Here is a 12,905-nt window from a genome sequence, read left to right on the forward strand (position 1 = left end):
ACTGGCGCGCTACAGTAAGCGACGCGCGGCTTCCACCACAATTTTCACAGCGTCGCTCTCGGTCTGCTTCATGGTTGCCGCGTCCGGGATCTCTTTTTGCGTACGGTTCACAATGACGCCAGCCACCATGCCGGCACGCAGTCCCTGACTGGCGCACATGGTTAACAGTGTAGCGGATTCCATCTCATAGTTAAGTACGCCCATCGCCTGCCACTCCTGCATGGAGCCCTGGAAGCGATTGACCACGCGACCAGAGAAAGTGTCGTAACGCTCCTGACCCGGGTAGAAGGTGTCAGAAGAGGCAGTGATGCCGATATGGGTACGCGCGCCGCACTCTTCTGCCGCCGCGACCAGCGCCGTGGTACAGGCAAAATCGGCCACGGCCGGAAACTCCATTGGAGCAAAGTGCAGGCTGGCGCCATCCAGGCGTACTGAGGCGGTCGTCACCAGCACGTCACCGACGTTAATGTGCGGCTGAATGGCACCGGTGGTGCCGACACGCAGGAAGGTCCGGACGCCGAGCTGCGCCAGCTCTTCTACCGCAATTGAGGTTGAAGGACCACCGATACCGGTTGAGCAGACCACTACCGGCTTGCCGTCGATCTCCGCCAGCCAGGTAGTGAATTCACGATGCGACGCCAGATGCTGCGGATTCTCCATCAGCGCAGCGATTTTTTTCACCCGCTCCGGGTCGCCCGGGACGATCGCCAGCGTAGCGCCTTTCAGGTCAGCTTTAGTGATACCAAGGTGGAAAACGTCAGACTGGGTCATATCAGACTCCTGCTAATTAAGTATTGTGTCGCGCACTCTACGTGAGGCAGCGCGACAAATATGTGATATCTCTCACTTCAAATAATGAAAGTTACATTACCAACCGCACTATTTGTGATTTTTGTCACAATATAACGCGCCGTTTCACACATTTATCCGGCACGGTGCTGCGTAAGCTTCAGCGGCAATGTTAATACAGAAGCCGCATCTGAGAATCTGTTCCTTTTACCCTGTAACCATCCGGCTATTATGACCAGGCTATAGTTACCTGATTGCGCACCTGCCAGCACGGAGAGAACCATGAAAACCACAGAAAATATGGCACAAGAATCGACCCCGGGTGGCTTCGCCTCAGCGGCGCAGCCCGCCGCCAGCAGCACAATCATTACCCAAAGCGATGCGATTCAGTGTGGCGAGACCTCAATTCCCAGCCAGGGGGAAAATCTGCCCGCCTGGTACGCACGACCTAAATCATTCAGCGGTACGCTGCCGGTGGTACTGGTGGTTCAGGAGATTTTTGGCGTACATGAGCATATCCGCGATCTGTGTCGCCGCCTGGCACTGGAGGGCTACCTCGCAGTGGCACCGGAACTCTATTTCCGCGAAGGCGATCCGCAGGAGTATCACGATATCCCGACGCTGCTCAGCGAGCTGGTGAGCAAAGTGCCCGACAGCCAGGTGCTTGCCGATCTCGATCATGCGGCAAACTGGGCTGCACGGCACGATGGCGATATTCGTCGTCTGGCGATTACCGGCTTCTGCTGGGGCGGGCGCATCAGCTGGCTGTTTGCCGCACACAATCCTCAGGTGCGTGCCGCAGCGGCGTGGTATGGCCGCCTGGAAGGAGAAAAAACGCTGAAGCAGCAGAAGCATCCGATTGATGTCGCCGTCGATCTGAACGCGCCGGTGCTCGGCCTGTATGGCGGGCAGGATGAGGGTATTCCGCTGGAGAGTATCGATAAAATGCGTCAGGCGCTGCATGCCGCCAATGCCAGAGCGGAAATTGTGGTCTATCCGGATGCCGGTCATGCGTTTAACGCCGATTATCGTCCAGGCTACCATGCAGAATCGGCCCGGGATGGCTGGCAGCGTATGCTGGCGTGGTTCAAACAGTATGGGGTAGCCCCCAGCGCATAACGTTATCCGGGGCGCTGAGGCGCCCTTTTTCATGCACGTTCTGCTTTTGACGCCCGCGTTTGCTGCCTCTGCGCACAGCAGCCCATCCCATTTAGCCATCCAGATGTTTACACCGCCACAATCTGCGGGTAGTGTATAGCTTACCGCGTTATTCGTTTTGTCCCGCTGTGAAGGATTCTCATGATCGAACTCAAACACCTGCGAACGCTGCAGGCGTTACACAACACCGGCTCGCTCGCCGCCGCTGCGGCGCAGCTGCACCAGACGCAGTCTGCGTTATCGCATCAGTTCAGCGATCTGGAGCAGCGCCTTGGCTTCCGGCTGTTTGTGCGTAAAAGCCAGCCGCTGCGCTTTACGCCGCAGGGTGAGATTTTACTGCAGCTGGCAGAGCAGGTACTGCCGCAGATCCAGCAGGCGCTGCAGGCGTGTCATGAGCCACAGCAGCAGGCCACGCTGCGCATCGCTATTGAATGCCACAGCTGTATTCAGTGGCTGACGCCTGCGCTGAATAACTTCCGCAAGAGCTGGCCGCAGGTGGTGATGGATTTTAAATCCGGCGTCACCTTTGATCCGCAGCCGGCGCTGCAGCAGGGCGAACTGGATGTGGTACTGACCTCGGATATTCTGCCGCGCAGCGGGCTGTTTTATACGCCGATGTTTGATTTTGAGATGCGGCTGGTGCTGGCACCCGATCATCCGCTGGCGCAGCGCACGCATATTACGCCGCAGGATTTCGCTGATGAAGTTTTAATGATCTACCCGGTACAGCGCCAGCGGCTGGATGTCTGGCGTCACTTTCTGCAGCCCGCCGGCGTCAGCCCGGCGCTGAAAAGCGTGGACAATACGCTGCTGCTGATTCAGATGGTTTCGGCGCAGATGGGGATCGCCGCCCTGCCGCACTGGGTGGTTGAGAACTTTGAAAAGCAGGGGCTGGTCGTCACCAAAACGCTGGGCGACGGTCTCTGGAGCCGGCTCTACGCCGCCGTACGCGAAGGCGAACAGCGTCAGCCGGTGCTGGAAGCCTTTGTGCGCTTTGCCCGCCAGCACGCCTGCGATCACCTGCCGTTTGTGCGCGACGCCTCGCAGCCGGGCGCGGTATTACCCGGCGCATCCTGATGGTCCGGTGCGGCGTGCGTGCGCCGCGCTGTTATCCCCGCCCCGCCTGCACTATAATGCGCCGCCTTTTACTGCATACCCGGAGAGTTTCACCATGACCAATAACGATGTTCTGCGCAGCGTGCGCTATATGCTTGATCTGAGCGATAGCAAAGTGGTGGAGATTTTTGCCCTTGCGGGAAGCGATGTGCCGCTGGAGGATGTGCAGGCCTGGCTGAAAAAAGAGGATGACGCCGCGTTTCGCAAACTACCTGATGTACTGATGGGCTATTTCCTCAACGGCCTGATCTACTACCGGCGCGGTAAGAGCGACGATGCGCCGGCGCCCTCTGTTGAACGTCGCATGAGCAATAACATCTTTCTGAAGAAGCTGCGTATCGCGTTTGCGCTGAAAACCACCGATATTCCCGACATCCTGCTGAAAGCCAACTTCAAGGTTTCACAGGGTGAAATCGGCGCTATCTTCCGCAATCCGGATCACAAGAACTATCGCGAATGTGGCGATCAAATTCTGCGTAATTTCCTGAAAGGGTTAACGCTTATCCAGCGTCCGGGAACGCCGGCGAAGAAAAGCTGATCGCACGGCGCTGCCTGCAGGCTGCGCCCGCCACGTGCTCAGGCGTGACGCCTGCCGATCACCCAGCGTTTATGCACATAGAGTGAAGCGAAGATCACCGCAGCGCCCGCAATAAAGCTCGGCCAGTGCGGCTTCTCCTGCCAGATCGCCAGATTTACCAGCAGCCCCGCCGGAACATGCATATTGTTCATAATGCCCAGCGTGCCGGCATCCACCTGCGTGGCTCCATAGTTCCACATAAAATAGCCCAGCCCGGATGCGGCAACGCCCAGCCATATCAGCACGCTCCACTGCAGCGTGGTCGTGGGCAGCTTCTGCGGATTGCCCCACAGCGACCAGGCCAGGGCGGCAATCAGCACCGCTCCGAGATAGAACCAGGAGAACGCCGTATGCTGCGGCATGGGCCGCGTCTCCTGCAGCCGTTTGTATCCCACCATGCCGACAGCAAAGCAGAGATTCGCCGCCTGCACCAGCAGCAGACCCAGCCAGAAATGATCGCTGACTTTGTCATAGCGAATAATGGCTGCCCCCGCTACCGCCAGCAGCGCGCTGAAGGCGTAGCCGATGCGCAGCGGACGCCGGCTCAGCAGGTCATAAATCAGCGTAATATAGAGCGGCGTCATCACCGTAAACAGCAGGAACTCAGATACGCTCAGGTAGAGATAGGCTTCAAAACTGAGCAGATACATAATGCCGAGCTGCAGCATTCCCACCAGCATATAAAGCAGCAGCGTTGATGCCCGGTAGCCGCGCCAGCGCAAAAACGGCAGAAAAACCAGCGCGGCCAGGCCCAGGCGCATCAACACGGAAAACCAGCTATCCACCTGGCCGGCCAGATATTCGCCGATCAGGCTAAAAGAAAAAGCCCACAATACAGTGGTGATAATAAGTAACAGCACGGCACACCATTCCCCGATAAACAGAGGCGCTAGTGTAATCAAACCTTCATGAACCAGCTGAATAATCTGGTTTACAACTGAGCATATTTTGCCCGCTTGTGGCGGACAGCTGGCGATACGCGCTGGTCAGCTGTTACCTCCTTACACAGGCTCTGGTCAGAATGCGTATGAACACCGGCTTAAAACCTGGCAAAATGCGCGAAATCCAACATTTCCTGGTTTTTTTCGCTCCTGATTGTCATAAAACTGTAACATATGTGTCACACGTCACAGTAACGTGCAGCAACCATCTCTATCCTTTGCGCGATATGGAAACACCAGGTTTCCTTTGCGCTTATGCGTATTTCTGCCCCAACCTGCTGGGAAATTCATAACTATTCTGCGCCCCGGAGGGCCACACTCATGCTGAGTATTTTTAAACCTGCACCGCATCGGCCTCAGGTCGCTGACGATCGTGTTGATCCACTGTATCGCCGGCTGCGCTGGCAGATCTTCCTCGGGATCTTCTTCGGCTATGCGGCTTACTATCTGGTACGCAAAAACTTCGCGCTGGCGATGCCCTATCTGGTTGAACAGGGGTTCTCGCGCGGGGATTTAGGGTTTGCCCTCTCCGGCATCTCTATTGCGTACGGCTTTTCCAAATTTATCATGGGTTCTGTTTCCGATCGCTCAAACCCGCGCGTTTTTCTGCCGGCGGGCCTGATTCTTGCCGCCTCGGTCATGCTGTTTATGGGCTTCGTGCCCTGGGCGACCTCCAGCATTATGGTGATGTTTGTGCTGCTGTTCCTGTGTGGCTGGTTCCAGGGAATGGGCTGGCCGCCGTGTGGCCGCACCATGGTGCACTGGTGGTCACAGAAAGAGCGCGGCGGCATTGTTTCCGTGTGGAACTGCGCGCATAACGTCGGAGGCGGTATCCCGCCACTGCTGTTCCTGCTCGGTATGGCGTGGTTTAACGACTGGAAAGCGGCGCTCTATATGCCCGCGTTTGGCGCCATTCTGATCGCGCTGTTTGCGTTTGCCATGATGCGCGATACGCCGCAATCATGCGGTCTGCCGCCGATTGAAGCGTGGAAAAATGACTATCCGCCTGATTACAGCGAGGACCATGAGCAGGAGCTGACCGCAAAGCAGATCTTTATGCAGTACATCCTGCCCAATAAGCTGCTGTGGTATATCGCGCTGGCAAACGTCTTTGTCTATCTGCTGCGCTACGGCATCCTCGACTGGTCGCCGACCTATCTGAAAGAGGTGAAACACTTTACGCTGGATAAATCCTCCTGGGCCTACTTCCTGTATGAGTATGCGGGCATTCCCGGTACGCTGCTGTGCGGCTGGATGTCAGACAAAGTGTTCAGAGGCAATCGCGGCGCGACCGGCGTGTTCTTTATGACGCTGGTGACAATCGCTACCGTGATCTACTGGCTTAACCCGCCGGGCAATCCGGGCATCGATATGCTCTGTATGATTGTGATTGGCTTTCTAATCTACGGCCCGGTGATGCTGATTGGCCTGCACGCGCTGGAACTGGCACCGAAGAAGGCCGCCGGCACCGCAGCGGGCTTTACCGGCCTGTTCGGTTATCTGGGTGGCTCCGTGGCAGCCAGCGCTATCGTTGGCTATACCGTTGATTTCTTCGGCTGGGATGGCGGGTTTATGGTGATGATCGCCGGCTCGGTGCTGGCAGTGGTGCTGCTGCTGCTCACCATGATCAACGAACATAAGCATAAGAAACAGCTCGGATAAGCGAGGCGGGCCGGGAGAGACCGGCCCGTTTTTTTACTCCAGAAAGAGTTTACGCAGCGTGTGCGGCACCGCATCGTCCGCATTGCTGCCAATGATCTCCAGCGATGGCAGCGTATCCTTCAGGCGCTGCTGACCGTTGTGCATAATGCACCCTTTACCGGCCATACTCAGCATCTCAACATCATTCATGCCATCGCCGAATGCGATGCACGCTTTCAGCGAATGCCCCAGCTGTTTTGCCACAGCTTCCAGCGCGTGCCCCTTCGACACGCCGCCCGCCATCACTTCCAGACAGGTTGGCAGCGAGAAACTGACGTTAACGCGATCGCCCCAGCGCGCTTCAATCGCCTGCTCCAGCGGCAGCAGACGAGCCGGATCGCTGCAGGTGAAGAAGACTTTGCTGATGCCATCGGTGGGCAATATTCCCGGCTCATAAAGCTGATACATAAACTCCGACTCCTGGAAATAGTCCTGCTCATCGGGATGGTGACGGTTCATAAACCACTCATCATCGCGATAAACATGGGTCAGAATATTTTCATCCTGATATTTCAGGGCGTAAAGCTCGCTGGCGATATCGCCGTCAAGATTGTGGCTGAAAATCAGCTCGCCTGCGGCGTTATGCACGCGCGCGCCGTTGGAGGTGATCATGTACGCCGGAATGCCGAGCTTGTCGCGCATCTGTCCCACGTCGATATGGTGGCGGCCGGTGGCAAAAACAAAATGGATATCACGCGCCACCAGCGCCTGCAGCGTGGTACGGGCAAACGGCGTCAGACGATGTTGCGGCGAGAGCAGCGTGCCATCCAGATCGGATGCAACGATGTGAAACATGGAAACCTCGGGTTGTAATAACGGAAATAACGTCAGCTGAGATGACGGGCAAAAAAATCCACGGTGGCATTGAGCGCTTCGGCGCGCATTGCATCTGATTCAAACAGAATTTCATGTCGCGCGCCTTCAATGACGCGCGGTACGTTACCTTCACAGGGATGCCCGGCTGCCGCCAGCGCCTGGCAGAAGAGATCCTGTGAACGGTTGTCCACCACATCATCTTCACTCGCCTGCAGCAGCAGCAGCGGCGTGGTGATATTTGCCGCCTGACGCATAATATTGCGTCCGGCCTGCACGCCTTCACGCACCCAGTGATAGGTCGGACCGCCGACGCGAATAGCCGGATCGTCAGCATAAAAGCGCAGATTGCGTCGATAGCGCTCGCGGCTGTGCGTCAGGCGGTTAATGCCAAACGGATGCGCGCGCCAGCGTCCGGTGCCAAGGGCGTATCCGTCGCGCAGCGCCGGCCGCTTCTCTGCCCAGTCAAGAATACGGTGCGCCAGAAAGGGCGGCAGCGGTAGCACAATGCCAAACATAGGTGCGCACAGCACCGCCGCATGAAATGCCCGCGGCTGCCGGGCCAGAAACAGCGCGACAATCGCACCGCCCATTGAGTGAGCGAGGACATAGCGCTGCTGATAATGCTGGCTGACAATCTCTTTCAGGTAGAGCGTCTCCAGATCGTCAACATAGTCGCTGAACTCCACCACGTGTCCGCGGTGCGAATCTGCCAGCAGCCGCTCAGAGCGCCCCTGCCCGCGATGGTCAATAATCACCACATCGTAGCCGCAGTGAAACAGGTCGTATGCCAGCTCCGGGTATTTGATATAGCTTTCAATACGCCCCGGCACAATCAGGATCACGCGCGTGTGGTGTGGCGCAGTAAAACGTACATAGCGGAGAGTAAGATTGCCCGTTCCGGTGAACTCACACTCTTCCCGCTGCCGCCAGAAGTCGAGCAGCGGACCGGTAGCAAACGCCGCAAAAGCGCGTTCACGCCTGAGCCAGCTCTCTCTGTGATGCTGCATCTGCCCCTCCCGGAGAGTTCAGTTCGCCCTGCTGGTATGCCATAGCGCAGCGCAATTTTCTGGCGTATTGTGTCATACTTCGCTCGCTTCAGGGAATGTCACACATGACGACAGAATGGTGGTTAACCTACCTGCTTACCACAACCATCCTCAGCCTTTCACCAGGCTCAGGCGCTATCAATACCATGAGCACCGGTATCAGCCACGGCTATCGCGGTGCGGCCGTATCGATTACCGGCTTACAGCTCGGACTGGCGGTGCATATTGTGCTGGTGGGGGCCGGACTCGGCGCGCTATTTTCACAGTCGCTGCTGGCGTTTGAGATCCTGAAATGGGCCGGTGCTGCCTATCTGATCTGGCTGGGTATTCAGCAGTGGCGCGCCGCTGGCAGCCTCGACCTGAACGCCGTTGCCAAAGCGATGCCGCGCCGGCACCTGTTTCAGCGCGCGCTGCTGGTGAACCTGACCAACCCTAAAAGCATCGTGTTTCTCGCCGCGCTGTTTCCGCAGTTTATTCTGCCCCATCAGCCGCAGCTGATGCAGTATCTGATCCTCGGCGTGACCACGATTGTGGTCGATATCATCGTGATGATTGGCTACGCCACGCTGGCGACGCGCATTGCGGGCTGGATCAAAGGCCCGAGACAGATGAAGCTGCTGAACCGCATTTTTGGTGGATTGTTTATGGCGGTCGGCGCGCTGTTAGCCAGCGCGCGTAAAATAGCGTAATAAACGGCCGGGTGTGCGGTCAGCCACACCCGGCGCAGCGTCGCCGTTTCAGGCGACCGGGCCTAGCGCGAAATAATCAGGTGAATGCCAAAACCGGCAAACAGCACGCCCGCCATGCCATCCACCCACTTTGCCATGCGCTGATACTTCTCGCGCATCCACGGCAGGGCAAAGATAGCGGCCACCAGCGCAAACCATGCAAAGGTTTCCGCAATAATCAGCAGAAATAGCCCCCAGCGCGTCGCGGCACCGACATCATTACCGACAAACAGCGAAAAGACGCTGCCAAAATAGATAATGGCTTTGGGATTGGACAGGTTTGTCAGCAGCCCTTTCAGAAAGCTCATGCCGCGCTTCGGCAGCTCCACCACGGGTGCATCACTCTGCGGCTGCTTATGGCGCTGACGCGCCGAGCGCAGCAGCTGCCAGCCCATCCACAGCAGATAGAGCCCGCCGCCCACCATGATAATTTCATGCAGCCACGCCATTTTGGCCAGCAGCAGGTGCAGCCCCATCAGCGCTACGCCCGCCCAGACAACAATGCCCAGCGTAATGCCCAGCACGCCCATCATCGCCTCTTTACGCGAGCGGCTGGCCGCAGTTTGCGACACAAAAAAGAAGTCAGGGCCGGGGCTCATCAGCGCAACCAGGTGCACCAGCGCGACGGTAGCAAATAATATCAGCATGCGTTTAGTCCTTTATTCGTCATTATCAAGATGTTCCCGGATCATCAGCAGGAACGGCTTACCAAAGCGCTCCAGCTTGCGATGCCCTACGCCGTTTACGCTCAGCATATCTGACGCGCTGACCGGCAACTGTTCCGCCATTTCAATCAGCGTGGCGTCATTAAACACCACGTAAGGCGGAATATTCTCTTCATCTGCTATCGCCTTGCGCAGCTTACGCAGCTTGGCAAACAGCTTGCGATCGTAGTTGCCGCCGTACACTTTTGGCGCACTGCTGCGGCTTTTCGCCGTCACGGTGCGCGGTACCGCAAGCATCAGCGGTATTTCAGCGCGCAGTACCGGACGCGCGGCCTCGGTGAGCTGCAGCGCAGAGTGCATGGCGATATTTTGTGTCACCATGCCAAGGTGAATGAGCTGACGCAGTACGCTGATCCAGTGCTCCAGGCTCTGCTCGCGCCCCAGGCCATAGATCGGCAGTTTGTCGTGGCCGTTATCGCGAATACGCTGGCTGGCTGAGCCGCGCAATACTTCCACAATGTAGCTCATGCCAAAACGCTGGCCGGTACGGTAAATGCACGACAGCGCTTTCTGCCCGTCAACCAGCCCGTCATAGCGGCGGGGAGGATCGAGGCAGATATCACAGTTGCCGCAGGGCTGCTGACGCCCTTCGCCAAAGTAGTTCAGCAGTACCAGACGCCGGCAGGTTTGCGCTTCCGCAAACGCGCCCATCGCATTGAGCTTGTGACGCTCGATATCCTGCAGCGGCCCCGGGACTTTCTCTTCCAGGCATTTGCGTAGCCAGACCATATCCGCCGGATCGTAAAGCATCATCGCTTCAGCAGGCAGGCCATCGCGGCCGGCGCGGCCGGTCTCCTGATAGTAGGATTCGATGTTGCGCGGGATATCAAAATGCACCACAAAGCGTACGTTGGGTTTGTTGATCCCCATGCCAAACGCCACGGTAGCGACCACAATCTGCAGATCGTCGCGCTGAAACGCTTCCTGCACATGCGCGCGCTGTGCGCTGTCGATGCCGGCGTGATAGGCGCCCACGCTCAGACCACGGCTCTGCAGACGCGCGGCGGTATCTTCCACTTTTGCCCGGCTGTTGCAGTAGATAATGCCGCTTTTGCCGCGCTGCTCCTGTACGTAGCGCAGCAGCTGATCGGTGGGTTTAAACTTCTCCACCAGGGTATAGCGAATGTTAGGACGATCAAAGCTGCTGACCTGAATCAGCGGATCGCGCATCTGCAGCAAATGGACAATGTCGTTACGCGTGGTTTCATCGGCCGTGGCGGTCAGCGCCATCACCGGCAACTGCGGAAAGCGCTGCCTCAGCTGCCCGAGTGCGCCATACTCCGGCCGGAAGTCATGCCCCCACTGCGAAATACAGTGCGCTTCATCGACGGCCAGCATCACCGGATTCCAGTGCTGCAGCCCCTCGAGGAAGTTGTCCATCATCAACCGTTCCGGAGCGATGTAGAGCAGTTTGAGCTTCCCGGTACGGCAATCGGCAAAAACCTGCTGCTGCTGTTCGCGCGTCTGCGTCGAGTTAAGACACGCCGCCGCCACACCGTTGGCCAGCAGCTGATCAACCTGATCTTTCATCAGTGAAATCAGCGGGGAGACCACCAGTGTCAGCCCGTCCTGCACCAGCGCCGGGATCTGATAACAGATCGATTTGCCGCCGCCGGTCGGCATGACGACCAGACAGTCGCGCCCCGAGAGCGCTGACTCGATAATGGATTGCTGACCCGGACGAAACTGCTGATAGCCGAAGGTGTCATGTAACACCTGCTGCGCCAGCGTTTCCTGATTGTGCACTGCCGAAATTGCCACGGTAATCCTGTTTTACTGATTAGAACAGATCGTTAAGCGTTACGCCCACGCCTAAACGGGTCTGACGGTGGTTATAGTCGATAAGCGATTCGCCATAGCCGCTGAACAGCTGCGTATAAAAGCGAACGTGTTCAGTGAGAGGATAGCTCCAGGCGAAGGTTGCGCCGCCGTAGCCGCTGTTCCAGTTATAGTTGCCTTCCACGCTGAAAATGCTGTCGCCCATCATATAGCCGAGCTTCGCGCGGTAATAACCCATGTATTTGGTAATGTCCGGGTTATCGTCATTGCTGGCGCTTTCCGGCAGACGATACCAGGGCTTGATCTCCGCAAGGAAGTTGCCGTTTTCTGCCATCAGGCGGGCGTAAAGGCGGTTCCAGCTGCGGGAAGTGGGATCGCTGCGACCATTGGACTGATGATTAACGCCCAGCTCCACATCGCGCAGCGTCCAGCCTGCCAGTGAGTAGTCCGTTGCCCAGCCCAGAAACAGCTGTGGCTCATAGTTCGTTTCGCGGAAGGGTGACGACGCGCCGCGATTCGACAGCTGCCACCATGAACGCTGAGTATACGAGGCGGCCAGTACTGAGTTATCACCTAAAATGCCGCGCCACAGCGGAAACGCCAGGCTGAGCTGGAATTTTACTTCATCTTTTTTCGCTTTGTCTGCCCAGTTGTAAGAGGAAATCGCCTCTTTATTCATGTCGCTGGTGTAGGTGTAAAGCAGGTAGTTGTTTTCATAGGGGTAAAGCACAAACGGATTGTCATGCTTTTCCAGCAGATTTGCGATCACGCTCCCCTTCACCGCAGGTGCGTCGTGAATATTTTTAATCGTGGCTTCATCTGCCTGCGCCAGTGCAGGAACGGTTAATGCCGCGGCCAGCATGACGTATTGCTTACGCATAGTGTTCTCCAGTGCGCTGCGTGGGAAGGTTTTCAGGGCGGTGGTACAAAAAGCAGGCCATTCTACACGCAAAGCGGGGCGTTGATCAGCGCCGATTTCTGAAACTGGAAAGCAGCGCGGGAGCAGCATAATATACACAACTTCTTAACATCTTAAGGCCGTAACTATGTCATCTCCGATGCTGACTCAGCAGGACGCGCGCCAGCTGATTGGTGAAATTTTTGTTTATCATATGCCGTTTAATCAGGCGCTGGGCCTGGAACTGGAACACCTTGATGCTGATACGGTCCGGCTGGCATTTGCCAATAAAACCATGCTGGTAGGCAACGCCGCACAGCAGATCCTGCATGGCGGCGTAATTGCCTCGGTGCTGGATGTTACCGCCGGGCTGGTTTGCGTCAGCCATGCGCTGACGCGGCAGGAGAGCATCAGCGAAGAGGAGCTGCGTCAGCGGCTGGCGCGGATGGGCACTATCGATCTGCGGGTTGATTATCTGCGCCCGGGCCGCGGCGAGCGTTTTATCGCTACCGGTACTCTGCTGCGTGCCGGTAATAAAGTCGCCGTGGCGCGCGTTGAACTGCATAATGAGCAGCACGATTATATCGCTACGGCCACCGCAACCTACCTGATCGGTTAACTCACGCAGCGC

13 protein-coding genes are annotated in these 12,905 nt (G+C 57.2%); 6 read left to right on the forward strand and 7 right to left on the reverse strand.

Translation table 11 applies throughout. From position 1 onward, the window contains the following. Positions 1-9 precede the first annotated feature (9 nt). Positions 10-771 carry a uridine phosphorylase gene (gene udp, locus B4056_RS07130; RefSeq protein WP_039381790.1) on the reverse strand — a complete coding sequence of 254 codons (762 nt, stop codon included), beginning with the start codon at positions 769-771 and terminating at the stop codon, positions 10-12. Between the two features lie 300 nt (positions 772-1,071). Here udp and B4056_RS07135 point away from each other — a divergent pair, with 300 nt between their 5' ends. The 3 genes from B4056_RS07135 (at position 1,072) to B4056_RS07145 (ending at position 3,601) form a co-directional block, all read left to right on the forward strand. Continuing rightward, positions 1,072-1,908: a dienelactone hydrolase family protein gene (locus B4056_RS07135; protein WP_071668202.1), complete on the forward strand. Its 837-nt coding sequence runs from the start codon at positions 1,072-1,074 to the stop codon at positions 1,906-1,908. A gap of 180 nt (positions 1,909-2,088) precedes the next feature. Beyond that, complete coding sequence (gene metR, locus B4056_RS07140; protein WP_039381784.1) at positions 2,089-3,024, forward strand: HTH-type transcriptional regulator MetR; 936 nt, start codon at positions 2,089-2,091, stop codon at positions 3,022-3,024. Positions 3,025-3,118: 94 nt separating this feature from the next. Further along, positions 3,119-3,601, forward strand: coding sequence for a DUF1456 family protein (locus tag B4056_RS07145; RefSeq protein WP_071668203.1), 483 nt, complete (start codon positions 3,119-3,121; stop codon positions 3,599-3,601). Positions 3,602-3,639: 38 nt separating this feature from the next. Here the strand turns inward: B4056_RS07145 and B4056_RS07150 are convergent, their stop codons facing one another. Then, the gene (locus B4056_RS07150) at positions 3,640-4,500 is read right to left on the reverse strand and encodes a carboxylate/amino acid/amine transporter (RefSeq protein WP_039385681.1); all 861 of its coding nucleotides are present in this window, start codon (positions 4,498-4,500) and stop codon (positions 3,640-3,642) included. 402 nt (positions 4,501-4,902) lie between these two features. On the opposite strand from B4056_RS07150, the gene glpT reads away from it, so the two are divergent. Then, positions 4,903-6,243, forward strand: coding sequence for a glycerol-3-phosphate transporter (glpT, locus tag B4056_RS07155; protein ID WP_071668204.1), 1,341 nt, complete (start codon positions 4,903-4,905; stop codon positions 6,241-6,243). 33 nt (positions 6,244-6,276) lie between these two features. Here the strand turns inward: glpT and yigL are convergent, their stop codons facing one another. After that, positions 6,277-7,077: a sugar/pyridoxal phosphate phosphatase YigL gene (gene yigL / locus B4056_RS07160; RefSeq protein ID WP_094111152.1), complete on the reverse strand. Its 801-nt coding sequence runs from the start codon at positions 7,075-7,077 to the stop codon at positions 6,277-6,279. Between the two features lie 32 nt (positions 7,078-7,109). Further along, positions 7,110-8,105 (reverse strand): lysophospholipase L2, encoded by a 996-nt coding sequence (pldB, locus tag B4056_RS07165; RefSeq protein ID WP_094111153.1) that lies wholly within the window; start codon positions 8,103-8,105, stop codon positions 7,110-7,112. Positions 8,106-8,209: 104 nt separating this feature from the next. Here pldB and rhtB point away from each other — a divergent pair, with 104 nt between their 5' ends. Continuing rightward, positions 8,210-8,833: a homoserine/homoserine lactone efflux protein gene (gene rhtB / locus B4056_RS07170; RefSeq protein WP_094111154.1), complete on the forward strand. Its 624-nt coding sequence runs from the start codon at positions 8,210-8,212 to the stop codon at positions 8,831-8,833. A gap of 62 nt (positions 8,834-8,895) precedes the next feature. Here rhtB and rhtC read toward each other — a convergent pair whose 3' ends face one another. Genes rhtC through pldA form a run of 3 tightly spaced genes read right to left on the reverse strand, consistent with a single transcriptional unit; the run spans position 8,896 to position 12,256 of the window. Further along, positions 8,896-9,519, reverse strand: a complete 624-nt coding sequence (gene rhtC / locus B4056_RS07175) for a threonine export protein RhtC (protein ID WP_094111155.1) — start codon at positions 9,517-9,519, stop codon at positions 8,896-8,898. Positions 9,520-9,531: 12 nt separating this feature from the next. Beyond that, complete coding sequence (gene recQ, locus B4056_RS07180) at positions 9,532-11,358, reverse strand: ATP-dependent DNA helicase RecQ (RefSeq protein ID WP_039381770.1); 1,827 nt, start codon at positions 11,356-11,358, stop codon at positions 9,532-9,534. Positions 11,359-11,377: 19 nt separating this feature from the next. Then, on the reverse strand, positions 11,378-12,256 hold the full coding sequence (gene pldA, locus B4056_RS07185) for a phospholipase A (RefSeq protein WP_039381766.1): 879 nt from the start codon (positions 12,254-12,256) through the stop codon (positions 11,378-11,380). Between the two features lie 166 nt (positions 12,257-12,422). On the opposite strand from pldA, the gene B4056_RS07190 reads away from it, so the two are divergent. Continuing rightward, positions 12,423-12,893 carry a thioesterase family protein gene (locus tag B4056_RS07190; protein ID WP_039381765.1) on the forward strand — a complete coding sequence of 157 codons (471 nt, stop codon included), beginning with the start codon at positions 12,423-12,425 and terminating at the stop codon, positions 12,891-12,893. The last annotated feature ends 12 nt before the right edge of the window (positions 12,894-12,905 follow it).

Source organism: Pantoea sp. UBA7232 (assembly GCF_002473195.1).
Lineage (GTDB): Bacteria > Pseudomonadota > Gammaproteobacteria > Enterobacterales > Enterobacteriaceae > Pantoea > Pantoea eucrina.